This window comes from Bradyrhizobium sp. Leaf396, from assembly GCF_001424605.1.
Taxonomy (GTDB): domain Bacteria; phylum Pseudomonadota; class Alphaproteobacteria; order Rhizobiales; family Xanthobacteraceae; genus Bradyrhizobium; species Bradyrhizobium japonicum_C.
Genome location: NZ_LMQJ01000024.1, coordinates 22,728 through 49,426, shown reverse-complemented (window position 1 = coordinate 49,426; position 26,699 = coordinate 22,728). Strand labels below are relative to the sequence as shown.

General features: G+C 65.6%; 22 protein-coding genes. 9 read left to right on the top strand and 13 right to left on the bottom strand.

Going from position 1 to position 26,699, the window contains the following annotated elements:
* The first annotated feature begins 153 nt into the window (after nt 1-153).
* The 3 genes from ASG57_RS22360 to ASG57_RS22350 all read left to right on the top strand — a co-directional run bounded on the left by ASG57_RS22360 (nt 154) and on the right by ASG57_RS22350 (nt 3,777).
* Complete coding sequence (locus tag ASG57_RS22360) at nt 154-1,602, top strand: aldehyde dehydrogenase family protein (protein ID WP_024342938.1); 1,449 nt, start codon at nt 154-156, stop codon at nt 1,600-1,602.
* A gap of 186 nt (nt 1,603-1,788) precedes the next feature.
* Nucleotides 1,789-3,330: a galactarate dehydratase gene (garD, locus tag ASG57_RS22355; protein WP_024342937.1), complete on the top strand. Its 1,542-nt coding sequence runs from the start codon at nt 1,789-1,791 to the stop codon at nt 3,328-3,330.
* A gap of 177 nt (nt 3,331-3,507) precedes the next feature.
* On the top strand, nt 3,508-3,777 hold the full coding sequence (locus tag ASG57_RS22350) for a hypothetical protein (RefSeq protein ID WP_024342936.1): 270 nt from the start codon (nt 3,508-3,510) through the stop codon (nt 3,775-3,777).
* A 200-nt stretch (nt 3,778-3,977) separates the two neighbouring features.
* Here the strand turns inward: ASG57_RS22350 and ASG57_RS22345 are convergent, their stop codons facing one another.
* Nucleotides 3,978-4,574 carry a DUF2147 domain-containing protein gene (locus ASG57_RS22345; protein ID WP_024342935.1) on the bottom strand — a complete coding sequence of 199 codons (597 nt, stop codon included), beginning with the start codon at nt 4,572-4,574 and terminating at the stop codon, nt 3,978-3,980.
* Between the two features lie 189 nt (nt 4,575-4,763).
* On the bottom strand, nt 4,764-5,792 hold the full coding sequence (locus ASG57_RS22340) for an NAD(P)/FAD-dependent oxidoreductase (protein ID WP_024342934.1): 1,029 nt from the start codon (nt 5,790-5,792) through the stop codon (nt 4,764-4,766).
* A 182-nt stretch (nt 5,793-5,974) separates the two neighbouring features.
* On the opposite strand from ASG57_RS22340, the gene ASG57_RS22335 reads away from it, so the two are divergent.
* Complete coding sequence (locus tag ASG57_RS22335) at nt 5,975-6,442, top strand: acyl-CoA thioesterase (RefSeq protein WP_024342933.1); 468 nt, start codon at nt 5,975-5,977, stop codon at nt 6,440-6,442.
* A gap of 15 nt (nt 6,443-6,457) precedes the next feature.
* On the opposite strand, the gene ASG57_RS22330 is transcribed toward ASG57_RS22335, so the two are convergent.
* Nucleotides 6,458-6,778 (bottom strand): 2Fe-2S iron-sulfur cluster-binding protein, encoded by a 321-nt coding sequence (locus ASG57_RS22330; protein WP_008143731.1) that lies wholly within the window; start codon nt 6,776-6,778, stop codon nt 6,458-6,460.
* Nucleotides 6,779-6,942: 164 nt separating this feature from the next.
* Complete coding sequence (locus tag ASG57_RS22325) at nt 6,943-7,317, bottom strand: Hpt domain-containing protein (protein ID WP_024342932.1); 375 nt, start codon at nt 7,315-7,317, stop codon at nt 6,943-6,945.
* 391 nt (nt 7,318-7,708) lie between these two features.
* Between ASG57_RS22325 and ASG57_RS22320 the strand changes: the two genes are divergently transcribed.
* The gene (locus ASG57_RS22320; protein WP_024342931.1) at nt 7,709-13,411 is read left to right on the top strand and encodes an apolipoprotein A-IV repeat region-like domain-containing protein; all 5,703 of its coding nucleotides are present in this window, start codon (nt 7,709-7,711) and stop codon (nt 13,409-13,411) included.
* Between the two features lie 104 nt (nt 13,412-13,515).
* On the opposite strand, the gene ASG57_RS22315 is transcribed toward ASG57_RS22320, so the two are convergent.
* The 3 genes from ASG57_RS22315 to ASG57_RS22305 are packed head-to-tail and all read right to left on the bottom strand — an operon-like array spanning nt 13,516 to nt 16,299.
* Nucleotides 13,516-14,376 carry an MlaD family protein gene (locus ASG57_RS22315; RefSeq protein WP_024342930.1) on the bottom strand — a complete coding sequence of 287 codons (861 nt, stop codon included), beginning with the start codon at nt 14,374-14,376 and terminating at the stop codon, nt 13,516-13,518.
* A 16-nt stretch (nt 14,377-14,392) separates the two neighbouring features.
* Nucleotides 14,393-15,163, bottom strand: coding sequence for an ABC transporter ATP-binding protein (locus tag ASG57_RS22310; protein WP_024342929.1), 771 nt, complete (start codon nt 15,161-15,163; stop codon nt 14,393-14,395).
* Nucleotides 15,164-15,165: 2 nt separating this feature from the next.
* Nucleotides 15,166-16,299 carry an MlaE family ABC transporter permease gene (locus ASG57_RS22305; RefSeq protein WP_024342928.1) on the bottom strand — a complete coding sequence of 378 codons (1,134 nt, stop codon included), beginning with the start codon at nt 16,297-16,299 and terminating at the stop codon, nt 15,166-15,168.
* Between the two features lie 134 nt (nt 16,300-16,433).
* On the opposite strand from ASG57_RS22305, the gene dgcA reads away from it, so the two are divergent.
* Nucleotides 16,434-17,429 carry an N-acetyl-D-Glu racemase DgcA gene (gene dgcA / locus ASG57_RS22300; protein WP_024342927.1) on the top strand — a complete coding sequence of 332 codons (996 nt, stop codon included), beginning with the start codon at nt 16,434-16,436 and terminating at the stop codon, nt 17,427-17,429.
* On the opposite strand, the gene ASG57_RS22295 is transcribed toward dgcA, so the two are convergent.
* Nucleotides 17,399-18,595, bottom strand: coding sequence for an MFS transporter (locus ASG57_RS22295; protein WP_024342926.1), 1,197 nt, complete (start codon nt 18,593-18,595; stop codon nt 17,399-17,401). The genes dgcA and ASG57_RS22295 overlap by 31 nt on opposite strands.
* A gap of 75 nt (nt 18,596-18,670) precedes the next feature.
* On the opposite strand from ASG57_RS22295, the gene ASG57_RS22290 reads away from it, so the two are divergent.
* Nucleotides 18,671-20,095, top strand: a complete 1,425-nt coding sequence (locus tag ASG57_RS22290) for a hypothetical protein (protein ID WP_057197528.1) — start codon at nt 18,671-18,673, stop codon at nt 20,093-20,095.
* A gap of 43 nt (nt 20,096-20,138) precedes the next feature.
* Here ASG57_RS22290 and ASG57_RS22285 read toward each other — a convergent pair whose 3' ends face one another.
* A complete protein-coding gene (locus ASG57_RS22285; protein ID WP_028146112.1) occupies nt 20,139-20,498 on the bottom strand; it encodes a hypothetical protein in 360 nt (119 codons plus the stop codon).
* 143 nt (nt 20,499-20,641) lie between these two features.
* On the opposite strand from ASG57_RS22285, the gene ASG57_RS22280 reads away from it, so the two are divergent.
* Nucleotides 20,642-21,025, top strand: coding sequence for a VOC family protein (locus ASG57_RS22280; protein ID WP_024342923.1), 384 nt, complete (start codon nt 20,642-20,644; stop codon nt 21,023-21,025).
* On the opposite strand, the gene ASG57_RS22275 is transcribed toward ASG57_RS22280, so the two are convergent.
* Entirely contained in the window at nt 21,018-21,461 is a 444-nt protein-coding gene (locus ASG57_RS22275; protein ID WP_024342922.1) for an RbsD/FucU family protein, read from the bottom strand. The genes ASG57_RS22280 and ASG57_RS22275 overlap by 8 nt on opposite strands.
* Nucleotides 21,462-21,626: 165 nt before the next feature.
* Between ASG57_RS22275 and ASG57_RS22270 the strand changes: the two genes are divergently transcribed.
* Nucleotides 21,627-23,450 (top strand): caspase family protein, encoded by a 1,824-nt coding sequence (locus tag ASG57_RS22270; protein WP_057197526.1) that lies wholly within the window; start codon nt 21,627-21,629, stop codon nt 23,448-23,450.
* Nucleotides 23,451-23,738: 288 nt separating this feature from the next.
* Here ASG57_RS22270 and ASG57_RS22265 read toward each other — a convergent pair whose 3' ends face one another.
* From ASG57_RS22265 to ASG57_RS22255, 3 genes are all read right to left on the bottom strand, one after another.
* Nucleotides 23,739-24,722: a threonine/serine dehydratase family protein gene (locus ASG57_RS22265; protein WP_057197524.1), complete on the bottom strand. Its 984-nt coding sequence runs from the start codon at nt 24,720-24,722 to the stop codon at nt 23,739-23,741.
* Nucleotides 24,723-24,787: 65 nt separating this feature from the next.
* The gene (locus ASG57_RS22260) at nt 24,788-25,831 is read right to left on the bottom strand and encodes a glycosyltransferase family 4 protein (RefSeq protein WP_057197535.1); all 1,044 of its coding nucleotides are present in this window, start codon (nt 25,829-25,831) and stop codon (nt 24,788-24,790) included.
* Nucleotides 25,832-25,844: 13 nt separating this feature from the next.
* On the bottom strand, nt 25,845-26,657 hold the full coding sequence (locus tag ASG57_RS22255) for a UDP-2,3-diacylglucosamine diphosphatase (RefSeq protein WP_024342918.1): 813 nt from the start codon (nt 26,655-26,657) through the stop codon (nt 25,845-25,847).
* Nucleotides 26,658-26,699: the final 42 nt, after the last annotated feature.

The following is a 26,699-nucleotide window of genomic DNA, read 5'->3' as shown; positions in this document are numbered from 1 at the left end:
AAGCATGGACTTCGCGTCCGGGATGGGGCTATGGCCATACAGGACCCGATCAAACGTCCGGGCCTCGTGCGTTAGAAAACTTCAGGCGCGATCCCGGAGCGCGGACACCGGTTTTCCGATACGATCATGCCCCTTGAACAAGGAGGAAAGAAGATGACAGCGATCCTGAAGAACTTCATCGGCGGCGAATGGGTCGACGGTTCCGGCATCACCAGGAACATCAATCCCTCCAACACCAACGATCTCGTCGGGGAATATGCCAAGGCGGACAAGGCGCAGACCGAGAAGGCGATAGCCGCCGCCAAGGCCGCCTTTCCCGCCTGGTCGCGTTCCACGCCGCAGGAGCGCTATGACGCGCTGAACAAGATCTCAATCGAGATCCTCTCGCGCAAGGAAGAGCTCGGCCGGCTCCTCGCCCGAGAGGAAGGCAAGACCTTGCCGGAAGGTATCGGCGAGGTCGGTCGCGCCGGCCAGATCTTTGCGTTCTTCGCCGGCGAGGCGCTGCGGCTGATCGGCGAGAAGGGCGCCTCGGTTCGTCCCGGCATCGACGTTGAGCTCACCCGCGAGCCGGTTGGCGTCGTCGGCATGATCACACCCTGGAATTTCCCGATCGCGATCCCCGCCTGGAAGATCGCGCCGGCGCTCTGCTACGGCAACACCGTCGTGTTCAAGCCGGCCGAGCTGGTGCCCGGCTCGGCACATGCTTTGTCCGAGATCATCACCCGCTCCGGCATTCCAGCCGGCGTGTTCAACCTCGTCGTCGGCTCCGGCTCGGTGGTCGGCCAGACCTTGCTCGAGCATCCGGACGTCGCCGCGATCTCCTTCACCGGCTCGGTGCAAACCGGGCGCAAGATCGCGCAGGCCTGCGTGCTCTCGAACCCCATGAAGAAATTTCAGCTCGAGATGGGCGGCAAGAATCCGCTGGTCGTGCTCGACGACGCCGACCTCAAGACCGCCGTCGAGGTCGCCGTCAACGGCGCCTATTTCTCCACCGGCCAGCGCTGCACCGCCTCCTCGCGCCTCATCGTCACCGAAGGCATCCACGACCGCTTCGTCGCGGCGGTCGCCGAGCGCCTCAACAGCCTGTCGGTCGACGACGCGCTCAAGGCCGGCGTGCATATCGGCCCCGTGGTGGACCAGAACCAGCTCGACCAGGACCTCCGCTACATCAAGATCGGCCAGGACGAGGGCGCCAGGCTCGCCTTCGGCGGCGAGCTGCTCAAGCGCGACAACCCCGGCCACTACCTCCAGCCGGCCCTGTTCACCGAGGCCAACAACAACATGCGCATCGCGCGCGAGGAGATCTTTGGCCCGGTCGCGGCCGTCATCCGTGCCAAGAACTACGAGGAGGCGCTCGCGATCTCCAACGACACCGAGTTCGGCCTCGCCTCCGGCATCTGCACCACCAGCCTGAAATACGCCTCGCACTACAAGCGCAACAGCGAGTCAGGCATGGTGATGGTCAACCTGCCGACCGCCGGCGTCGATTATCACGTGCCGTTCGGCGGCCGGAAGGGTTCGAGCTACGGCGCCCGCGAGCAGGGCTCCTACGCCCGCGAGTTCTATACCACGGTGAAGACGGCTTATACGTTTCCGGGCTGACGAGCGATCTTCACGCAGCGGCGGAGGTGCCGACCTCTCCCTCTGGGAGAGGTCGGATCGCACATCGATCGGGTTACGCCCTCTCCTGCAAGCCGCTGCCCCTCACCCGCGCCTCCGGCGCGACCGATCCCCTCCGGGGAGAGGTAAACGAAAACACGGCTTCTTCCGTTCTTGAGACAAGCGCAGATGGACCAGGACGTCGCAGCGAAAGAGCAGCCCCGCTACATCAGGCTGAACGAGCGCGACAATGTCGCGATCGTGGTCAACGATTTCGGGCTTCCCGCCGGCTCGCGCTTTGCGTGCGGGCTGACGCTGCGCGCCTTCGTGCCGCAGGGGCACAAGGCTGCTTTGGTCGATATTGCGGAAGGCGCGCCGATCGTCCGCTATGGCGAAATCATCGGTTACGCGCTGTCGCCGATCCTGGCCGGCGAATGGGTCGATGAAGCGCGCATCCGCATGCCGGAGGCCCCTGCCCTCGACAAGCTCGAAATCTCGACCGCCGTCCCTGCGCCGCTGCCGCCGTTGGAAGGCTTCACCTTCGAGGGTTATCGCAATCCGGACGGCTCGGTCGGCACCAAGAACATCCTCGGCATCTCCTCCTCGGTGCAATGCGTCAAGGGCACGATGGAATATGCGGTCAAACGCATCCGCGCCGAGCTGCTGCCGAAATACCCTGGCGTCGACGACGTCGTGCCGCTGACGCACGCCTATGGCTGCGGCGTCGCCATCGCTGCGCCTGACGCTGTGGTGCCGATCCGCACTTTGCAGAACCTCGCGCTGAATCCGAATTTCGGCGGCGAGATTCTGGTCGTCGGTCTCGGCTGCGAGAAGCTCGCCCCCGAACGGCTGGTGCCCGAAGGTGTCAGCGATGCCATCGTGCGCATGCAGGACGAGGCCTTCGACGGCTTTGGCGCGATCGTCGAAGCGATCATGACCCAGGCCGAGGCGCGGCTGAAGGTGCTCAACGCCCGCAAGCGCGAGACCTGCCCCGCTTCCGATCTCGTCATCGGGCTGCAATGTGGCGGCAGCGACGCGTTTTCCGGCGTGACTGCAAACCCCGCCGTCGGCTTCGCCGCGGATCTCCTGGTGCGAGCCGGTGCCACCGTGATGTTCTCGGAAGTGACTGAGGTGCGAGACGCCATCCAACTGCTCACGCGGCGCGCCATCAACGAGGACGTCGGCCGCGCACTGGTGCGCGAGATGGCCTGGTACGATTCCTACCTGGCCCGTGGCGGCGCCGACCGCAGCGCCAACACCACGCCCGGCAACAAGAAGGGCGGCCTCGCCAACATCGTCGAAAAGTCATTGGGCTCGATCGTGAAGTCCGGATCATCCGCGATCGCCGGCGTGCTCTCGCCCGGCGAGAAGGCAACGCAGAAGGGCATGCTGTTTGCGGCAACGCCGGCCTCCGACTTCATCTGCGGCACGCTCCAACTCGCCTCCGGCATGACGCTGCAGGTGTTCACCACGGGCCGCGGCACGCCTTATGGGCTTGCGGCCGCGCCCGTGATCAAGGTGGCAACCCGCAGTGAGCTCGCCCGCCGCTGGAAGGACCTGATCGACTTTGACGCCGGCAGCATTGCCACCGGCGAGAAGACCATCGAGGAATGCGGCTGGGACCTGTTCCGCCTGATCCTCGATGTCGCCTCCGGCCGCACCAAGCCGTGGTCGGATCGCTGGGGCATCCACAACGATCTCACGCTGTTCAATCCGGCGCCGGTGACCTGAGTCTTCGCGAAACCGTCCGGAAACATTGACGCGGAGAACTTCGTCATCGTTTCGTCCGGTCCCATCACGCAATCAAATAGGTTCGCTCACGGACACAGGAATGTTCGCGCACGAGCGAACCTGTTCCGGCATCGAGGCGACCAAACCTCGGATTGACATTGTCCACGGAGATTTCCAATGCGTGTTCTCTCGATGATTGCCGTCGCCGGCGCCATGATTGCGAGCTCGGCCGGCGCCTTCGCGACCGAGCTTCCCTCTTACGAAGTGACCTCGTTTCCGATCACGGCGACCCAGGTGCAGGTGCTCGGCGGCGCCGGCGTGGAGGAGCAGTCGGCAAGTCCCACGATGATCGTCGCCGGCATGCCTGCCTCTCCAGCGCAGGTCGCGGTGCTGTCGCCGCGCGCGAAGCGGCTTGCGAGCGCAGGTTCTGACAGCAAGGCTCGCTGAGCCTCGTCCTCTCGGTCCGGGTTAGGCCCTCCGCGCCACTCGGACCGACGCACGTCTACACCATGCTGGCCGGCGTCAAGCTGCACACGCGGACGGCCGTCGACACCGTGCTTCCCTGCCCTGCGGCGCCTGTTCGTTTTCGACGATACAAACTCATCGCCCAGGGTTTGGATCTGATGAGGGACCGCGAAAGGTGTCGTTTACTGCTTGGGCGCCGGCGCCATCATCGCGCCGCCCTTCTTGGGCGCGGGGGACGGTTGCTTTGCAGCCGCCGCCTGCGCCGGAAGATATTTTGCGACGATGGCAGGATCCACCTGCGCGATGTAGGCATCCGGCAGGCGCGTCCAGGTCTCGTCCTTGCCGAGCAGCGAAATGCCGAGATAGCCGCGCAGGGTCAGGGTCTGGCCGTCGGGGCTGACCTTCATGTTGGCCTTCCAGATCTGGCCGTCGCGCGGATTGAGCACGTTGCCGCCTTCGTACTTCAATCCTTCACGCTTCATGTTGCGGACGAAGGAGATGCCCAGCACTGGCGCATTCTTGCGATCGTCGGTGCACTTGGAGCAGACCTCGTTCGGATCGTCGGTTGGCCGCGGGAAGGTCTTCGCGATCACGCCTTCGAAGACGCCGTTACGGTCGACGAAGAGGAACCATCCGACAGTCTTGCCGTCTTCGACCTTCTGCCACAGGCCCGCCGCGGTGGGCTCGGCCGTCTGCGCTGCGGACGGTGTCACCGCCGCGAGCGGAAATGCGAGCGCGAGGAAGGAGAGCAGCCGAAAGCTGAAAACGAGTGTCCGCATTGTCATCACCTTGCTGAGCCAATCACCTTGCCGGGCCAAGACTTCGCAGAGCCAAGACTTTGCTGAGCCAAGACTTTGCCGAGCCAAAAAGCTGGCCGAGCCTACAATTGGAATGGCCGCAGACTACGGCGATTTCGCGAACGGTTCCAGCACCAGAAACATGGGGCATCGCCGCCCCGGTCCGTTCCGTCAGTTGACACCAAGCTTCTTTTGGAGGCTGGAGGACGACGTCGTGTATTGGAACACGAGCCGCTTCTCCGGATAGACGTAGCGATGGGCTTTTTGCGACATCAGCGCGCCCTCGTGGAAGCCGCACAGGATCAACTTGATCTTGCCGGGGTAGGTATTGATGTCGCCGATCGCGAAGATGCCTGGCACGTTGGTCTCGAAGGCGGATGTTTCGACCGGCACCAGATTGTTCTCCAGCGCAATGCCCCAGTTCGCGACCGGGCCGAGCTTCATGGTCAGCCCGAAGAACGGCAGCATGGTATCGCAGGCAATCTCGGTGATGCTGTTGTCGTTCCCCTTGACGGTCGCGCCGGTGAGCTTGCCGTCAGCGCCCGAGAGCGCGGTGACCTGGCCGAGCCGCAGATCCATCTTTCCGCCGGCGACCAGCGCTCGCATCTGCTCGACGCTGTGGGGTGCGGCGCGAAACTCGTCGCGACGATGCAGCAGCGTGATGCGCTTGGCAATCGGATGCAGATTGAGAGTCCAGTCCAGCGCGGAATCGCCACCGCCGACGATCAGCACGTTCTTGTCGCGGAACGTCTCCATCTTGCGCACCGCGTAGTGCACCGACGTGCCCTCATAGGCCTCGATGCCCGGCACCGGCGGACGCTTGGGCTGGAAGGAGCCGCCGCCGGCCGCGATCACCACGACCTTGCATTCGAACACCTTGCCGGCATCGGTGGTGCAGCGGAACGCAGGATCGCCGATCTTCTCCACGGTCTCGACCATCTCGCCGAGATGGAAGGTCGGGTGAAACGGCTTGATCTGCTCCATCAGCGCGTCGGTGAGGCCCTGGCCCGAAACCTGCGGAATGCCGGGGATGTCGTAGATCGGCTTTTCCGGATAGAGCTCGGCACACTGGCCGCCGACCTTGTCGAGGATGTCGACGAAATGCGCCTTCATGTCGAGAAGGCCGAGCTCGAAGGCGGCGAACAGACCGCAGGGGCCGGCACCAATAATCAGCACATCGGTTTTGATCGCGTCGCTCATGTCGTCTCTTTGTCTGTCGTTATCGGTTGGACGGCGCCCGCCGGGCAGAGGTGACCCTGCCTGTCTAGCCAACGGGGGTGGATCAGGGAAGGCATAAAAGCGGGAGCGCCCCGCAGCCACCCCCACTTGCCGGCGCAGGATAACTGAGCTGTAACGGGATGCGATATGACGGAGATCAATCGGTGAACGCACCAAGCCGCCTCGATACGACGCCGCGCCTGGAGGACTATCCCTACCGCCTCAGCGACAACGTCCGCTTCGGCGATCTCGATCCCAACCAGCACGTCAACAACGCGGTCTACGCAACCTATTTCGAGACCGGGCGCGTCACGCTGATGAAGCTCCCTGAATACGGCCTGACCCCGCCGGGCCTCGCGTGGATCATGGTGCGCCTCGACATCCATTTCCGCGCCGAGCTGCATTGGCCCAACACGATCGAGCTTGGCCTCGGCGTGGTGAAGCTCGGAAGGACATCAGTCACCTTCGAGCAGGTCGTGTTCTCGGAAGGAAAATGCATCGCATCGGCGACATCGGTCGGCGTCATGATCGACGAAGCGACGCGGCGGCCGACGCCGCTGACGGCAGAGGTGATCGAGAAGCTCAGACCGTGGCACAAGCGCGGCATCGAGGTCGCGCCGCCGAGCATCTAGCGCAAATAGGGACGATCAGGCCTGCCGTTCCGGCGTCGCGACCACGAGCCCGTCGAGTTCGTCGGAGACCTTGATCTGGCAGGACAGGCGAGAATTCGGACGCACGTCGAAGCCGAAATCGAGCATGTCCTCTTCCATCGGCGTGGGGCTGCCGACCTTCTCGCGCCAGGCTTCGTCGACATACACATGGCAGGTCGCGCAGGCACAGGCGCCGCCGCATTCGGCCTCGATGCCGGGAATGCTGTTGCGGATCGCGGCTTCCATCACGGTTGCGCCGTTCTCGATTTCCACCGTGCGGGTTTCGCCCTTGTGGTCGACAAAGTGAATCTTGGCCATGTGTGCTCGTGCTGCAGCGGTACTGGGAATGAAGGAGGGTCCGGCTGTCCTATAACGGGTCGATAAGCCCGGCGCCATAGCGTTTTGATCCGAAATCAATCCCGCTTTGCGGGAAGAACCCCCGTCAAAACAAAAGACTAGAACCCGGCGCTGACCGTATCGGCTTACGGCTTCAGGATCGCCTCGATGGCGGCGCGAGCCTCCGTCACCGCCTCTTTCAGGGCGGCGAGGGCATGGGGCCGCCCGTGCCCGGTGCGGACCGCGGTCTCCAGGCTGGCTGCGGCATCGGCCACCGCGAAGGCGCCGATCCCTCGCGCCGAACCCTTCAGCTTGTGCGCGAGCGCGCCGGTCTCGGCCGGCACCGACGTCATCGCCGCGAGCAGACGAACCGCCTGCTCGGCGAACATCGCCAGCACTTCCTGTTCCAGCTCGGTGTCCCCGAGCGTCATCCGGGAGAGGTGATCGAGGTCAAGCGGGCTTTCGATCGGTGCAAGCGGGGGCGACGGCATCCAATCCATCCGTTGCAGTTCAGGAGTCATCGCGGGCCCCGGCGTTGCGCACCCGCCGGTCCGGCGGTCAGGTTCCCCTGACCCAAGCATGAAAATGGTTAATGAAGTGTTTGGGCTGCTTGACGCACATCCGCCCGGTTATTGACGAAAAGTTGCCGCAATCAATCGAGTTCGGTGGAGAATTTCATTTATTGCTAAGGCGTTACGCAGCGCTCCTGTTAACGATGATTAAGATTGTCTTAATCGCAGGCATTTCATTCGCGACGCTCTGCCAATAGGATGTTGCGGAAATTGGCGGACAAGCCGTCCGGGTGGGGACGGCTCGGAGATCCGCGTAAGCGGCATGATCCGGTCTGTGGGCTTGCGCGGCGCGCAGGGCTCGCGGGGGGACGCGTACAAGTAACGAGGGCTCGGACTGAACATGGCGAACACTCCGAAAAAGGTCAAAGACCCCACAGAAGTTGCGCTTTCTGCGATCCAGGAAGCCCTGAACATCAGTGACACGGCTGCCGATACCAGCCGCAACGCCACCATGCGCAACGAAGCGGCGCCTGCTGTACCGCCCGTGCCTCCGGTTTTCGATGAACCGAGCTTCGAGCCGCGACCGGCCGCCAACGAGCGGTCGACCGTGTTCGATGCAGTCGAGGAGCCGCTCTCATCGCGCCGCCCCGCGAATGACGACCGCGAGACCATCGGCCAGCTGCTCCAGGCGCTTCAGAAGGGCCGTCCTGCCCGCAGTGTCTACACCTTCGCCACCATCTTCGCCGGCGTCTGGCTCGCCGCCTGCGCCGCGCTGACCATCGGCTTCCTGCCGTCGATCCAGACCGCCATGGGCCAGAGCGGCGGGGTCCTCGTCATTGCCGGCCTGATTGCGATGGTGCTCGCGCCGATCATGCTGTTCTACTTCCTCGCCAGCCTCGTCTGGCGCGGACAGGAAATGCGCATGATCGCGCAGGCGATGGCGCAGGTCGCGATCCGCTTCTCCGAGCCGGAAGGCTCGGCCTCCGATTCCATGGTCACCGTCGGCCAGGCCATCCGCCGCGAGGTCGCCGCGATGGGTGACGGCATCGAGCGCGCGATTGCGCGCGCAGGCGAGCTCGAGACGCTGGTTGCCAACGAGGTCGCCGCGCTCGAACGCGCCTATTCCGACAACGAGGTGCGCATTCGCGCCCTGCTTCAGGACATCGCCCATCAGCGCGACAACCTGGTCGGCCAGGCCGAGCAGGTCCGCAGCGCCATCTCCGGCGTCCAGATCGACCTGCGCCACGACATCGCGCTAATCTCGGACGCGATCGCCTCGCGCGTCGACGAGGTCGCCAAGTCCATCACCGGCGCACTGGAAGAGCGCGGTGCCCACATCACGCAGGCGCTGAGCAATGCCGGCGACAACATGATCCTGGCTCTCGGCGAACGCGGCGGCGACCTGCTCGACCGCCTGGAGGAAGCCAGCAACGAGACCACGCGCGCCGTACTCGATGCGAGCGAGCGGCTGACCACCAGCCTCAACTTCAAAACCGGTCACGTCCACGACGAGTTCGTCGATCTCGCCGACCGCGTCCATGAGATGCTGAACGAGCGCATCGACCGCATCACCGGCGAATTCGAGCAGCGTTCCGCCGCTATCGTCGACGGCATCTCCGAGCGCACCGAGCAGGTGCACGATTCCCTGAAGAACTCGTCGGACTCGCTGCTGCTGGAGCTCGAGCTGCGTTCCAACGACATCTCGGCCAAGATCGACGATGCCGGCAACCGCCTCGCCGGCCAGATCATGACGAGCGGCGACAAGGCCAGCGAAGCGCTCGACGCCACCGTCAACGCTCTGGTCGCCAAGGTCGTCAGCCAGACAGAGACAGCCCACGATTCGCTGTCGCTGCAGATGAGTGCCTTTGACGAGCTGGTGCGGAACCAGGGCACCGAGCTGGTCGAGAAGTTCGCCCGCGACTCCGGCACGCTGGGCGCGCTGATCACGCGCCACATCTCCGAGTTCGACCGCACCGTGAAGACCTTCGGCGGCGAGATCGTCGAGCGCATGGGCCAGCGCACGCAGGACATCGCCGAGACGCTCAAGACCTATGTCGACAATTTCGACAGCCGCTTCACCTCCAACGGCGGCGAGATAACCGCGGTGCTCGACCAGCGCCTCGTGCAGTTCGAGACCACGATCGGCGAACGCGTCAGCAACCTCGACGCCTCGCTGAACGGCAAGATCGCCAGCCTCGACGGCACGATCGAAGGCCACATCAGGACCTTCGACGAGCAACTCGTCGGCCGCGTCGCCGCGATCGAGCACTCGTTCGACACCCGCGCGAAGTCCATGACCGAAACCATCGACGGGCGCATCAACACTCTGGCGACATCGTTGACCGACGGTGCCGCACAGGCGATCCAGTCGATCGACTCCCGCCTGACCCACCTGACGACGACGCTCACCGGCGGCGCATCGCAGGCCATCGAAACCATCGATGCGCGCCTCAACCTCCTCACGAGCTCGCTCACCGACGGTGCGTCGCAGACCATCCAGTCGATCGATACCCGCCTGACGCATCTCACGACGACGCTCACCGGCGGCGCGACCCAGGCGCTCGAATCGATCGACTCCCGCCTCACCTACCTGACCACCGCGGTCACGAACGGCGCCTCGCAGGCCGTACAGTCGATCGACACGCGTCTGACCCTCCTCACCTCGACCCTCACCGACGGCACCGCGCAGGCGATCGAGGCGGTCGACCGCCGCATCACCGGCGTCACCGAGATCATCGACGGCCGCAGCATGCATCTGACCGACACGGTCACCGCGCGCTTCCAGGAGATCCAGCAGGCCATCGAGACCAAGGTCGGCTCGGTCGCCAGCGACATCGACGTGCGCGTGGCGCAGTTCGAGGACCTGCTCGGCTCGCGCGTCGAGGCCGTCGCCGGCCGCATCGAGAGCAGCGGACGCCAGGCCAGCGAGGACATGATGTCCCGCGCCGAGATGATCTCGACCGCGATCCGCTCGCATGTCGAGGACGCCGAGCGCTCGCTCACCAACCTCGTCGTCAACACCAGCGAGACGATCCAGACCGGCGCGCGCACCGCCCAGCAGTCGCTGCTGACAGTCTCCTCCGACGTCAACGCCCAGCTCAAGATGACCTCGGCCGAGGTCGAGCAGGCGCTGACTGCGGTGGGCACAGGCGCGGCGAACTCGATCCTGACCAGCGCCCGCGAAGCGCAGTCGACGCTGGTCGCGGCATCGGGCGAGGCCTCCAGCCAGATCAAGGGACTCGCGGCCGACGTCGAACGCACGCTGTCGGCGGCTGGCTCCGCCACCGCGGCCTCGATCCTGGCCGGCGCCCGCGAGGTGCAGACCACCCTCGTCACGGCGTCGTCGGATGCGGCCAACCAGGTGAAGACGCTCACCGCCGACGTGCAGCGTTCGCTGTCGATGGCCGGCACCGCTACGGCGGAATCGATCACCGCAGGGGCCCGCGATGCGCAGAGCGCCTTGATCGCGGCTTCGACCGAGACTGCCAACCAGATCAAGGCGCTGTCCTCGGACGTGCAGCGCTCGCTCACGATGGCGGGCACCTCGACGGCCGAGACCATCATGAGCGGCGCCCGCGAAGCCCAGAGCACGCTGGTCACGGCGTCGTCGGACGCGGCGAGCCAGGTCAAGTCGCTGGCGGCCGAGGTGCATCGTTCGCTCTCGCAAGTCGGTCAGTCGACCGCCGAGACGATCACCAGCAGCGCCCGCGACGCCCAGAGCACCCTGCTCGCGGTCTCGGCCGAACAGACCAACCAGGTCCGTTCGCTCGCGGCCGAGATGCAGCGCGCGCTGGCAACCGCCGGCGGCGCCACCATCGAGGCGCTCACCAGCGGCGTTCGCGAGGCCCAAACCTCGCTCGTCTCCGCCTCGACCGATGCGGCGACCCAGATCAAGTCGCTGACGACGGACATCGAGCGCACGTTGACCGCGGTCGGCGCCGACACCGCCTCGACCATCCTCAACAGCGCGCGCGAGGCGCAGATCTCGCTGACCTCGACCTCGGCCGACGCCGCGAGCCAGATCCGTTCGATCTCGACCGAGATCGAGCGCACGCTGAGCGCGGCCACCGCCAACGCGACCAACGACATCCAGACCAGCGCGCTCAACGCCCAGAACGCGCTGATCTCCGCCTCCAACGAGGCGAGCTCGCGCGTCAAGTCGAGCTCGGCCGACGTCGAGCGGTCGGTGCTCGCCGCCAGCTCCAGCTTCGGCCAGGCCATGACCGGCAAGACCGACGAGATCGTCACCTATGTGACGCAGCAGGCCGATCGCCTGTCGAACATGATCGACGCCAAGCGCGGCGCGCTGGTGGACGCGATCGGCTCGAAGGCCAGCCAGCTCACGCTCGACATCGACCGCGTCACCTCCGACGCGCTGAAGTCGATCGAGACGCGCGGCCAGGCCTTCTCGCAGACCATGATGGGCAACGGCTCGGAAGTCGCCCGCACCATCAATGCGGCGAGCGAGATCGCCACGACCGCGGTCGGCAAGTCGCTCAAGGACCTCGAGCAGGCCTCGCGGTCCGCGATCGACCAGTCGCGCCAGGTTTCGATCGCGGCCGTCACGGAGATGCAGGAGACCAGCAAGATCTTGCGCACCGACACGGTGGCCCTGTTCGAGCGCCTGCGCGAAGGCAACATCCTGCTCCAGGAGGTGCTGACCGGTGCGCACGACAACCTCAACTCGCTCGAGCGGGCGCTGGTGACGCGCGTCGCCGACTTCGTCTCGGCGATGAACGACGTCACCTCGCGCAATGGCGCTGCGACGCAGAACCTGGAAGAGCAGCTCAACGTCTTCAACAGCAAGACCACGAAGGCGCTGCAGGATCTCGGCGAGCTGTCGACCCAGTTCGACAAGCACGGCCAGGCGCTGGTCGAGGCCGCCCAGGTCGTCGAGCAGAGCAACAAGAACACCACCGCCTCGCTCGCCGAACGCAAGCAGGCGCTGGAATCGCTCGTCACCACCATCGACCTGCGAACGGCCGACCTCGACCAGCGGCTGTCGCGCTTCACCGGCCTGCTCGATGAATCGCTGGCGGCGGCCGAAGAGCGCGCCCGCGACATCGCCCGCGTCGTCGCGGAGACGGCCGGCGCAGGCTCTGCCGCGATCACCCGCCAGTTCGAGGCGGTGCGCGCGGCGTCCGAGGAGGAGCACCGGCAGACCATCGAGACCATGCACGACATCTACCGCCAGACCACGGACGAGGCGGATGCGATGTTCAAGCAGTCGACCGAGAAGTTCACCAATCTGGTCGCCAGCATGAAGCAGATGGCCCTCGAGATGCACAACGAGCTCGAAGCCACCCGCAATGAGCTGCGCCGCGGCGTGCTCGAGATGCCGCAGGAGGCCGCCGAGAGCACGGCGCAGATGCGCAAGGTGATCGTCGACCAGATCGAGGCGCTCGCCGAGCTCAACCGCATCGTGGCTCAGCACGGCCGCGGCCTCGACGTCACCACCGCTGGCCGTGCCGGCGTCCATCGCCAGGAGGAGCCGGTGCTGGCCGCTGTCGGCGGCCGGCCGCCCGAGACCCGCACGCGCGACACCGGCAGCGCCTCGACGCTGCCGCCGCCGGACCTCGGCATGCCGGCGCCCCGCCGCACCGAAGCGCCGCCGGTGGCGCCCGCCAGCAACGATCAGGGCCGCGACGGCTGGCTATCGGACCTGCTCAACCGTACGGACGCCCACCAGGGCGCCCCGGCCGGACGTGAGGCCCCGCGCGGCCGCGCTGCACCCGCACCGCAGCCGCAGGCACCGCAGGGTGGCGGCAATCCGCTGGAATCGCTGTCGCTCGACATCGGCCGGCTGATGGACCGCAACCTCGCCGCCGAGATGTGGGATCGCTACCAGCGCGGCGAGAACAAGGCCTTCACCAAGCGCCTGTACACGCCCGCCGGCCAGAAGGCCTTCGACGAGGTCGCCCGCAAGTACCGCGCCGACCGCAACTTCAAGGGCACGGTCGACCGCTACGTGGTCGAGTTCGAGCGGCTGCTCGATGAAGTCGCCCGCGACGGCCGCGGTCCGCAGGAGCTGCGCACTCACCTGATCTCGGAGACGGGGCTGGTGTACACGCTGCTTGCGCATGCGGCCGGACGGCTGGGGTAGCACCGAGCGCGAGCAACCAGTGGAACGGAGGCCGCTCGGCCTCCGTTTTCGTTTGGGGATTGTCGTGAGAGCAACCTATTCGCTACTCACCATTCGCCGAACCACTACCGCCTCGGCACGGGCTTCGGCGGCTCGGGCGGCGGAGCCGGCTGCGACGAGTTGCTGGCGCCGAACAGGACTCGGGTCGGGTTACGGTCGAAATTGTTCACGGCCCGGCTGATGTCGCCGAGGGTGCGGCGGCCGTCGGCCATCAGCGCGCCCGAGCGCTTGTCGAAATCTTCGGCGAGTTCGCGGATCGATTTCACGGCCTGGAACAGCTCGCCGCCGTCCTTGCCGCCGGCCAGCGTGTTGAGGCCGAGCATGAGGTTGTCGGCCTTGAGCATCACGCCGTCGACCTTGGCCATCACGCCGTCGATCTTCTCGGAGTTGCGGGCGAGCGAGTTGGTGAAGGTCTCGAGATTCTTCAGCGAGTTCTTCACCGACTCCTGGTTGTCGGCGACGATCTTGTTGATGTTCTGCAGCGTGCCGCGGATCGCCTCGGTGACGTCCTGAAGCTTGTTGGGATCGGCGGTGAGCATCGGGATGCCGTCCTGATCGAGCGGCGGTGGGGGCGCGGCCTCGTCGCCGCCCTTGAGCGAGATCGCGGCGACGCCTGTCAGGCCCTGGAATTCGAGGCCGACCAGCGTGTCCTTGCGGATCGGGGCGTTGTTCTCGATCATGGCGAGTGCGACAACCCGCCGCGGGTTGTCCAGCTTCACCGAGACCACCTCGCCGACCCTGATACCATTGAAATTGACGCTTCCGCCGTTGCGCAGGCCGGCCGCGGGCCCCTCGAACACGACGCGCAGCGGACTGCGCTGCTTGGTGGTGTGCAGCGACTGGAACCACAGCACGAAGCCGATCGCCGCGGCGATCACCGCCAGCGTGAACGACCCGATCAAGATGTAATTCGCCCGCGTTTCCATCAGGTGCTCCGGCTACTCAACTCATGACCGCGCGGGCGCGCTTGCCATGGAAATACTGCCTCAGCCAGGGATGCTGCGAGGCCTGCATGTCGGCGATCGACCCTGCCGCAATGATCTTACCGTTCCCTAAAACGGCGATGCGATCACATGCTGTGTAAAGGCTGTCGAGATCGTGCGTTACCATGAAAACCGTCAGCCCCAAAGTGCGCTGGAGGGTCCGGACCAGCTCGTCGAAATCGCCGGCGCCGATCGGATCGAGGCCCGAGGTCGGCTCGTCCAGGAAGACGAGATCCGGATCGAGCGACAGCGCGCGCGCCAGCGCGACGCGCTTGATCATGCCGCCGGAAAGTTCCGAGGGGAAACGCTCGGCGACTTCAGGCTTGAGACCGACCATGGCGAGCTTGGCCATGGTGATCTCGTCCATCAGCCGCTGCGAGACGCGCAAATATTCGCGCATCGGAAACTGGATGTTCTGCCTGACCGTCAGCGAGGAGAACAGCGCGCCCTGCTGAAACAGCACGCCCCAGCGCCGCTCGACGTTGCGGCGCTGCGATGTGCTGGAGGAATCGAGGTCGACGCCGAACACCTCGATGGAGCCTGCGACCTTCGGCACGAGGCCGATGATGGTGCGCGTCAGCACCGACTTGCCCGCACCGGAGGGGCCGACGAAGCCCAATATCTCGCCGCGCTTGACGTCGAGATTGAGCCCGTCGAGCACGCGCGTTTCGCCGAACTGCACGGTGATGCCGCGGACGCGGATGATGGGATCCTGGATTTCCCCGACCATGGTCACATCCCGATCGAGGCGAAGAAAATGGCGAAGATGCCGTCCATGACGATGACGAAGAAGATGCCTTTCACAACCGACGCCGTCGTGTGCTGACCGAGCGATTCCGCGCTGCCCTGCACGGCGAGCCCTTCGACGCAGGCGACGATGCCGATCACGGCAGCCATGACCGGCGCCTTGACGATGCCGACGATGAAATGGTCGATCGAGATGGCATCGCGCAGGCGCAGCAGGAAGGCTTCCGGCTGGACGCCGCCATAGAGCCAGGCCACCAGACCGCCGCCATAGAGCGCGGCCATCGCGCCGAGGAAGGCGAGGATCGGCAGCGCCAGCACGAGGGCCATCATGCGCGGCAGCACCAGGACCTCGATCGGATCGAAGCCCATGGTGCGCAGTGCATCGATCTCCTCCCGCATCTTCATCGAGCCGAGCTCGGCGGTGTAGGCGCTGCCCGAGCGTCCGGCGACCATGATGGCGACGAGGAGCACGCCGATCTCGCGCAACACCAGCACACCGAGCATGTCGACGACGAAGATGTCTGCGCCGAAGCGGCGGAAATGGAAAATGCCTTGTTGCGCGATGATGCAGCCGATCAGGAAGGTGATCAGCACGATGATCGGCACCGCGCGCCAGCAAACCTGCTCCATGTGGTGCACGGTCGAGGTCAGACGGAACGAGCGAGGGTGGACCAGGACGCGAAAGCCCGCCGCGAGCACCGCGCCGAGCATGTCGACCAGGCCCGCCACGGTCCCGGCGATGCCGGCCACCGTCCGGCCGATCTGCTCCAGCATGCCGCTGATGGTGATCGGGCTGCTGTCGACCACGGGGGTCGCCCGGACGCGCCGCACTTCGTCGACGAGGCTGGAATAATTGGCCGAGAGGCCGGCAATCTGCGCCTCGACGGCACCTTGGGTCAGGCTGCGGCGCAGCCGCTCGATCAGCCAGGCGCCGAAGGTGTCGAGCTTGGCGACCTCCGAGACGTCGATGAAAATGCTTTGCGGGGTGCCTGCGAGCTTCTCGGCGTCCGCCACCATGCGCTCCAGGACGGGCGCGAAGCTCGCCGTCCAGGTTCCGGTCGCGCAAAGTGCCAGTGCGTTGCCCTTGGCAATCCGTTCCAGCTTCGGATCGCTGCTCAAAATGTCCGCTCCCGTACCGGGGCGGAGGAAATCAGATGGTTGCGCACGCGCCCTTACCCAGAGAAGGTATCCCCAAGTGGTTAATGTTAGTTGCTACAGGTAACTAGCAGGTTCAGATTTCGCCAGAGTTCAAAATGACTTCCACGAAATTTCATGGTCTGGCGGTGCGAATCGAGCGCTTCCCGATCGCGGGCAGCTTCACCATCAGCCGGGGCGCCAAAACCGAAGCCGTGACGGTGGTGGCGGAGGTGAGCCAGGACCGCCTGACGGGCCGCGGCGAGTGTGTGCCCTATCCCCGCTACGGCGAGACGCCCGAGGCGACGCTGGCCGCCATCCAGGCCATGCAGCAGGCGGTCGCGGGCGGGCTGACGCGGGAGGCCCTCCAGGCTGCCATGCCCGCCGGAGCGGCCCGCAACGCATTGGATTGCGCCCTGATCGACCTTGAAGCCAAGTCGGCCGGCCTGCGAGCCTGGAACCTGCTCGGCCGCCCGGAGCCCCGCGAGCGCACCACCGCCTACACGATCTCGTTGGGCACCCCCGAGGCCATGGCCGCCGCGACCGCCCAAGCGGCGCATCGGCCGCTGCTCAAGATCAAGCTCGGCGGCGACGGCGATCCTGAGCGAATCGCGGCGGTGCGCAAGGCCGCCCCCGAATCGGAGCTGATTGTCGATGCCAACGAGGCCTGGAGCGAGACCAATCTGGAGCGCAACCTCGCCGCCTGCGCCGAAGCCGGAGTGACCCTGGTGGAGCAGCCGCTGCCATCCGGCAAGGACGAGGCACTGGCGCGGATCAAGCGCCCGCTCGCGGTCTGCGCCGACGAGAGCGTGCATGACCGCTCTTCGCTGGCGCCGTTGCGCGAGCGCTATGACGCCGTGAACATCAAGCTCGACAAGACCGGCGGCCTCACCGAGGCGCTGGCCATGGCCGATGCGGCGCGCGCGCTCGGCTTCGAGATCATGATCGGCTGCATGGTTGCGACCTCGTTGTCGATGGCGCCTGCGATGCTGGTGACGCCGCATGCGCGCTTCGTCGATCTCGACGGTCCCCTGCTGCTGGCGCGCGACCGCGATCACGGGCTGCGTTATGACGGCAGCCTGGTCTACCCGCCGGATGCCTCGCTGTGGGGCTGAGCCTTGAGCCGGTGCCGCGCCGACCAGATCAGAAGCGCCCCGGCTGCGGCCATCGCGGCCATGACGTAATAGACGCTGTCGCCGATGTGCGCGTAGATCGCGCCTGACGCGATCGAGGTCGCCGCTCCGAGCAGCCCGTTGCACGCGGCGTAATAGCCCTGCCCGCGTGCGATCTGATGCGAGGGTACACGCTGCACCAGGAGACTCATGGTGCCGAGGATGGTCATGCCGAAGCTGAAGCCGTGGCCGAGTTGGGCGATCGCGAGCAGCGCGAGCGGCGGCTCGCTGGCGGTGACGATCCAGCGCACAACGGCGCTCAAACCGCCGACCGCCATCAGCGTGGACGGCTGCAGCGAGAAGCGCGGCGACAGCGCGAACACGACGATCTCGGCCAACACGCCCAGCGTCCACAGGGTCGCGATGGTCAGTCCGCTGAGACCCTGAAGCTGCCAGTTGATCGCCGAGAAGGTGTAGAAGGCGATGTGGCTGCTCTGGATCAACGCCGCCGATGCGATCACGGCCCAGAAGGCGGCATCGCGCAGCAGCGCCTTGCCGGCGTGCCTCTCCGGCGCCCGCCGCCCGGGATCGTCGAGCGGCTGAAGCAACAGGCTGGCGAGAACCGCGACGACGGCCCAGGCGACGATGACCCAGATCAGGTCGCGCGGTGCGATGAGGTCGACAAGATAGCCGCAGGCGAGCGATCCCGCCGCGAACGCCGCCGAGCCCCATAGCCGCAGGGGTCCGTAGTCGAGCCCGTAGCGCGCAACACCGCGCAACGCATAGGCATCGGTCAGCGGCATCGTCGGCGTCCACATCATGCAGGTCAGCGCGTAGATCAGGAACAGCGCCAGCGGCTGCTGCTGCAGGCCTACGACCGAAAACCCGACCGCCGTCGCCAGCACCGACACCATGATGCCGGCGCGGATGGCATGTCGCTTTTCGGCGAAGGCCGTGACCTGCGGCAGCGTGGTGAAGCGCGTGATCGCCGGCAGCGCGTTGATGAGTCCGATCCAGGCCGCGTCGATGCCGATCGCCTTCAGCCATACCGGAAAGAACGGCATATGCGTGCCGAGAACCGCAAAGAAGGCCGAATAGAACACCGCGAGGCTCACGGCGAATCGCCGCTTCTGCACTGCCGCGATGGGGATTTGTGATTCGGACTGCATCAAACCAATTGCGATTCGGTCGATATCGTGGTGATCGTTACAGTAACGCGCGGTGATTTGCGCGACGAGATTGTCATGGCCAACGAAGCATTCGCCCTCTCGCCCATGTCTGCCCGCGCGGCCGAGCCGAACGAGCAGGATTACGACGCGATCCGCGAAGCCTTCATGGAGACCGCGCGCGGCCGCTGGTTCCTTGGCGAATATGCCAAGCGCAACCGCAATGCCGACACGCGCATGGTGCTCGATGCGGTCGCGAAGATCGAGGAAACCCTGGCGGCACAGCGCCAACCCGTCGTCGAGGACCGCCTGCCCGAGGCGCTGGTCGAGATACGCCGCGCGATCGGCGAGGCTGAGACGATCGCGATCGCGGCGTCCAATCCCGCGGCGATCGAGGCCAGCCTCGCGCCGATACCGCGCGGCGTGCGCATCATCAAGGAGATCTCCTGGCGCTGGCGCGAGATCGGCGCCGACGGGCGGATCTGCGATCTCATTGATTCGCAGCTCGCCTCGATCGAGGCTGCCTGCGGCCAGCTGTCGACCATCGATCCCCGCCTCGAGCTCAAGGCGGCCTTCGATCTGCTGAGGGATCGGGTCGAGCAGCTTGGCGGCGACGCTACGCCGCAGGCCGCATCTTCTGCGCGGGCTCCGGAGCAGGAGCCGCCGTCATCCATCGCAGAAAGCGCGCCTGTCGAGACGGCCCCTGTGGCGATGGCCAGCGAAGCTCCCGTGGCTTTTACGGAGATGCAGGAGGAGATCGCAGCAGCTCCCGACGTCGAAGCAGCTGGCGTCGCGGAAACTGCCGCCGTTGCCGATCAGGCAACGGACGCGGCCGTCGCGCCGGAGATCGTCGCCGAAAGCCAGCTCGGTCTTGCAAGAGCCGCTATGGACAACGTCGCTCCCGACGGTGCCGCGCTTGAGGACGCCTCGCTTGAAGAGCCGGCGATTGAACCGCCGGCCGTCTTGACGGAGGCAATCGACGCGGTCGCATTCGACGCGGCAGCGGAAGCCGAGGACGAAGCCATCCTCGACGCCATCGCGCTGGAGATGGCCGCGCCCGATCCTGACTTCGACGAGATCATCGAACCGGTCGAGATGGTCGCGCCAACGCCGGAACCGATTGCGGCGGAGGTTGCAACACCCGTTGCCGCCGCACTGCCGGAGCCGATCGCGCCAGAGCCAGTCGTCGCAGCAGCCGCGGAGGAGCCCGCGGACGCGCCGATCGCGATGAAATCGCTCGCGCGCCTGACCGACGCCATTGCGGAGGCCGCGGCCGAGATGGAGCAGCCGGCCCCGGCCATGGCGGCGGCGGCGTCATTCGCCGCAGCACCGACCGCGACGCTGCCGATGCCCTCGCCGCTGCCAGCGTCTTTGCCCGAACCGTCGCTCGGCGCCACCATCCTCGCCAGCGGCATTCTGCAAAAACCCCGCGCGCCAGCCAACGACCCGCTCGCCCCGATCCGCCGCATGACCCAGGCCGAGAAGATCGCGTTCTTCTCGTAACGGACGTCCGCTCTCGACGGATCCGCCGCAGCGCGCTACCCGATCATCCGCAATTCCAGATCGGTCCAATCGGCGTTCGCGTCCAGCACGGACCGAAACTGCCGCCATTGTAGCGTCCGCCGTTGAAGCCTGGCCGGCCGAAATAATGCCACTCGCCGTTCCATCGGTAATATTGCGGAACCGGGTCGATGTACCAGTGACGCCGGTCGGCGCGCGACATGCGCCGCATCGCGTCCTTCTGTTTGTAGAGCGGAATGCTGTTGCTCAGCGGCTGGCGATAGCCCGGCAGGAAGCCGTAGCCCTTCCAGACCGGCTTGGGGCGCTTTTGCGCGGGCTCCGCGGGCGCAACGGCCGGCAGCAACGACAGGATGACAGCAACGAATAGACACAAAGGGCGAGACATGGATCGAGAATAGACAGGCGGTTGAGAGAAGGCCACCCAAATTCGAGTGCGAGGCCTTTCGCCGCTTCTGCTCAAGGACCTGTCTCGATAGGCTGGCAAGGCACAGCACGAGCTGTGAGGACGTCTGCAAGTGGAATGAACCCATGTCTGAGCTCCCGCGCGTCGGCGCCTTCGCGATCATTCCGAACAACGATCTTCCCGCGGCGATTCCGTTCTGGGAGCGCCTTGGCTTCGCACGCACCGGCGGCGACGCCGGCTATGTCATCATGAGCGGCTGGGGATGCGAGGTGCATCTCACGCAAGCTGGCGACGGCCCATGGCGAGTGCCGCAGCATAATCCTTTCGGCATTTTCATTCGCACGCCAGACGTCGAGGCGATCGCCGCACGCGTCGAAGATCTGATCATCCGTCCGGGCGGCGTGCTGCGCCACCGCGAATGGGGCATGTACGAAGTGGGCATCAACGGCCCTGACGGCCTATTGGTCCGAATCGGCTGGCCTTCGGAGCTGATGCGCCGCGCTAGCTGATGACTCCCTTCCTGATCAGGAAGCAGCCGTAGCCCCTGCTGTCTCCCACCTGCACCACGCCGAAGGCCGCAGCCGCCGCGCGATAGAAATCCGTGCGTGAGAGCTTGCCGGGCGCGACGGCGCGTCCGGCCCCACGTTCGATCTCGGCCAGCACCGCGCGCTGCACCTCGGGCACGCGCTCGGGGTCATCGACTGGCATCATCACGCGGACCGGATCGGGATCGAAATCGTCGAGCGGAAAGAGTGTCATGATGGCCCGGACAGCCGTCTCCATCTGCAGGCCCGGCAACTGGATCAGGCGCTGCGACGATGTGCTCTGCGCGATGCGGGCCGCAGGATGGTTGGCGTCGACGACCGCGAGATCGTCGCCGTGGCCCATGGCGGCGAGCAGCCAAAGGAGGTCGGGCGTGAGGACCGGATCGATCGATTTCAGCATGTGACGAACTCACCTCCCAATCGGTCGTTCACCATAGCAGGTTCCCGGCGTGATTTAGATCACGCATGCCAGCATGGTGATAGGGATCACGGACGATAGACTCGAACGCAGCCAGGCTTGCTCGCAACCAATCTCGCATCGAGATGAGTGCCAAAGGAGCACGCCATGTTCCGCCTAAAGCTTTTCCTGACGACGGTTAGCCTGATGGGGAGCCTGTTCGGCTTCGCCTGGGGGCCTGTTTCCGCGCAAGTCGCCCCGGTCCAGCCGGCTCCCACCGCGGTGCAGGGCCCGGAGCAGCGGGTCGCCTTGGTCATCGGCAATGCGAACTACCAGAACGCGCCGCAGCTTGCGAACCCCGACGACGACGCCCAATCGATGGCCCAGTTCCTGAACTCGGCCGGCTTCGAAGTGGTCGCAGCGACCGACCTGACCCAGAACGACATGCTGCGCGTCGTCCAGGATTTCTCCGCCAAGGTCGCATCGCGAGGTCCGAACACGGTGGCGATGGTCTATTACGCCGGTCACGGCGTGCAGCTCGCCGGCGAGAATTACCTCGTCCCCGTGGACGCGAAAGTGTCCAACCCCACCGATCTCGTCAACAATTCGGTGCGCCTCGTCGACGTGATGTCGACGCTGGAGACGATCCCGAGCCGGATGCGCATCGTCATTCTCGATGCATGCCGCAACAATCCCTTCCCTGAGGTCAACGATGCCGGCCGCGGCCTGGCCATCGTCGATGCGCCGAACGGCTCGATCGTCGGCTACTCGACTGCCCCGGGCGCAGAAGCGCTCGACGGCACGGGCGGCCACAGCCCGTACACGCAGGCGTTCCTGAACGTCGCACGCGAGCCCAACGTGCCGATTGAGCAGCTGTTCAAGCGTGTGCGGCTGCAGGTGAACCAGACGACCAGCGGTGCGCAGATCCCGTGGGAGAGTTCGTCGCTGACCTCCGACTTCACCTTCTTCGGCGACACCGCCGTTGCCGCCAATCGTGCGCCGGTGAAGGCGCCGGTGGTGCAGATGGCGTCCAATCTGCCGAGCCGCTCGACCCGCCAGGCCTATGACTACGTCGTGTCCGAAGGCCGGCCGGAATATTATCAGGAGTTCATCAGGATGTACCCGCACGACCCGCTGTGCGACCACGTCCGCTGGCTGCTCAACAATATCCTGATCTCGCAGGCCTGGCACAAGGCGGTGCTCGCCAATTCGCCGGTCGCCTATAAGAGCTTCTATGACAGCTATGGCAACAGCCCCTATGCACAGATCGCGCTGAAGCTGCAGGCGCAGCCGAAGCAGATCCCCCTGATGCAGGCGACCAAGTTCCTGGCTCCCCAGAGCATTGCCCCGACCTTCAAGATCGGCAATCTGGGCCAGCCCAAATACATGCCGCTGATGCAGCAGGGCAATGGCGGCGCGCAGATGGGTGGCAACCTGCCGCTGGTGCAGAAGCCGGTCGACGGCAGCGTCATCGCCAAGCCCGGCAATGGCGGCCCGATCGTCGGGCTGCCCTCGGGCAACAACCAGCCCAACCAGCACAACGGCGCGCCGACGCAGACCCCAGGCAAGATCGTCACGCTCCCTGCACCGACCAACACGACCAACGGCAAGGTCGGCATTGGTAAGATCTTGACGCTGCCCGCGACCAACAATCCGCACGGCGGCAACAAAACCGGCAATGCCAACGGCACGACGAACGGCTCGCCGGGCAAGATCGCGACCATGCCGGTGCATGGCGGCAAGGGTGGCACGAAGATCGATGTGAGGCCCGTTCGGACGCAGAACCACCCGATCCGCATCAACAATGGCAACACCGGCATCGTGAAGCCCAACAACAATCCGGTGAGCAAGGTGCAGGTGCTGAACAACCGTCCGCAGCTCAACACGATGCCGAGCCGCATGGTCAGCAGCAACAACAACTTCCGCCAGTCGATGAACCAGGCGCCGAGCATGAGTGGCGGCAGCAACCGCCGCGGCGGCTTCATGCGCTGATTGCTGCGATGAAGAAGGTGCGCTCCCTCCCCCGCTTGCGGGGGAGAGTTGGGGAGAGGGTCTTTCCGCAACGGGACAACCCCAAGAGGAAAAGCCCTCTCCCGGCGCTGCGTGCCGACCTCTCCCGCAAGCGGGAGAGGTCGCACCAAGCAAGCGGATAGTTCGAACCAACAAACGAAGGGCAGAGCGGTGACGCTCTGCCCCTTTCTCATATCAGCCCTTACACGCCTTCAGTCCGGGAAGCGCCGACAGGCGCAGGCCCGGATCCTTCACAAGTCCGGGCGACGACTAGGCCACCAGCTCGGCGAACAGATCGGCGTCGACATTGCCGCCGGAGAGCACGATGACGACGTTCTTGCCTGAGACGTCGAGACGTCCGGCGAGCAGCGCGGCAAGGCCGACGGCACCGCCGGGCTCGACGACCAGCTTGAGCTCGCGATAGGCGAACGCAACGGCAGCACCGACTTCCTTGTCCGATGCAGTGACGCCACGCGCGAGCAGCTTGCTGTTGATCGCGAACGTCATCTCACCGGGCATCAGTGCCATCAACGCATCGCAGATGGTGCGGCCCGCCGGGGGATGCGGCTCGCGGTGGCCCGCGGTCAACGAAATACCGTGGTCATCGAAGGATTCAGGTTCGGCCACTACGATCTCGGCTTGCGGATAGCGGGCCTTGACGGCGGTGGCGACGCCCGCGATCAGGCCGCCGCCGGAGGCCGGCGCCACCACGATGTCGGGGCTGAGGCCGAGGGCTGCCATGTCTTCCGCGATCTCGCGGCCGGCTGTACCCTGCCCTGCGATCACGAAGGGATCGTCATAGGGCTTGACCAGCGTCGCACCGCGCTTCTCGGCGATACCGCGTGAGATCGCCTCGCGATCGTCGCGGTCGCGATCGTACAGCACGACCTCGGCGCCGTAGGACTTGGTGCGCTCGCGCTTCGACAGCGGCGCATCCGCCGGCATCACGATGGTGGCCTGCATCTCGAGGATCTTTGCCGCGGCCGCCACGCCCTGGGCGTGATTGCCGGAGGAGAACGCAACGACGCCGCCGGCGCGCTTGTCGTGCGGGATCGAGAACACCTTGTTGAAGGCACCGCGGAACTTGAACGAGCCGGTGCGCTGAAGCATCTCCGGCTTCAGGAACACTTTTGCGCCGACGCGCTCGTTGAGCACGGGAAAGGACAACAGCGGGGTGCGGATGGCATAAGGCGCGATCACGCGCGCTGCGGCGTCGATATCGGCAGGGCCGATGGGGAGGAGCTGTTCGGTCATGGTGGAATGTTATCGCGGCCCATGAAGGCCGGGCAAGACACCTCCGCGCGAGGTTCCTTCCTGATCTAGGCGACGAAACGCGGCCGTTCCGCGTCGCTCCGGCCCGGCAGCACCGCCCCGACGGCCTGAATGCTGTCGATGAAGACCCGCGCAGAGACCTCCCAGGTGTACTTGGCGGCGAACTCGACGCAGTCCTGCCGGGAGATCTCGAGCGCGGCAAAGCATGCATTGCGCAGATCGTGATCGAGCGCGCCGACCGGCGCATCGCCGATCACGTCGCGGGGCCCCTTCACCGGGAAGGCCGCAACCGGCAGGCCGCTGGCGAGCGCCTCCAGCAGCACCAGGCCGAATGTATCGGTCTTGCTTGGGAACACGAACACGTCGGCGGCCGCATAGATATCCGCGAGGTCCTCGCCGTGCTTCTCGCCGAGGAAGATCGCGTCGGGATAGGCTTCTTCCAGCGAGCCGCGCGCCGGGCCGTCGCCAACGACGACCTTGGTTCCGGGCAGGTCGAGGTCGAGGAAGGCCTCGAGGTTCTTCTCCACAGCCACCCGGCCGACCGAGAGAAACACCGGTGCCGGCAGACAGAGATCGACGGCGCGGGGATGGAACAAGCCGGTGTCGACACCGCGCGGCCACAGCACGACATTCTCGAACCCACGCTCGCTGAGTTCGCGCGCCAGTGCCGGCGTTGCCGCCATCACGGCACGGCTGGGCTCGTGGAAGCGGCGCAGCGCACGCCAGATCAGCGAGCCAGGCACGGGCACGCGGGCACGGACATATTCGGGGAAGCGGGTATGGAAGCTGGTCGTGAACGGCAGCTTGCGCTGGCGGCAATAGCGGCGGACCATCAGTCCGATCGGCCCTTCCGTCGCAATGTGAATGCTGTCGGGGCGCGCCTCCTCGATCAGCTTTGCGATCCGGGCCGGGCGTGGCATCGCGAGGCGCACGTCGCGATAGCTCGGCATCGCGAAGGTGCGGAACGATTGCGGCGTCAGGAACGTGAAGTCGACGTCGAGGCCTCTGGCGGCGTCGGCCAGCTTGGTCAGCGTCCGAACGACACCGTTGACTTGAGGGTGCCAGGCGTCGGTCGCGACCAGGATGCGCATCATGTGGTCCTTGTCATGCGGCTCTCGCCGCGACCTGCGGGACGACTGCCGGCCTCTGCAAATGATCCGCCCAGGTGATGATCTCGAAATGGCCGTCGTCATGCTCCACCAGGGCCGTGCAGCTCTCGACCCAGTCGCCGCAATTCATGTAGCGAATGCCGGCCTCGTCGCGGATCACGGCGTAGTGGATGTGGCCGCAGATCACGCCGTCGGCGTCGTAGCGGCGTGCTTCAGCCGCGAGCGCCTGCTCGAACGCGCCGATATAGTTGACGGCGTTCTTGACCTTCTGCTTGGCCCATTGCGACAGCGACCAATAAGGCACGCCGAACAGGCGGCGGAAGAAGTTGACCAGGCGATTCATCTGGATCGCGAAGTCGTAGGCCCTGTCGCCGAGATGAGCGAGCCAGCGCGCGTTCTGCACCACCAGATCGAAGATGTCGCCGTGGATGACGAGATAGCGCTTGCCGTCCACGCCGGTGTGCACCGTGTTCTCGACCACGTCGATGCCGCCGAAATGCGTGCCGTAATAGTTGCGCAGGAACTCGTCGTGATTGCCGGGAATGTAGATGACCTTGGCGCCCTTGCGCGCCTTGCGCAACAGCTTCTGGACCAGGTCGTTGTGCGATTGCGGCCAGTGCCAGCTCGATTTCAGCGCCCAGCCGTCGACGATGTCGCCGACGAGGTAGATCGTGTCGGCATCGTGGTAGCGAAGGAAATCAAGCAGAAGATCGGCTTGAGAACCGCGGGCTCCGAGATGGACGTCGGAGATGAACAACGTGCGAAAGCGCCGCTCCTGGCTTTCGTCACTCACATCGTAACTTCCCATGCGCCAGCCTGTAACAATGTCCCGTGACAGGGGGATGACCGG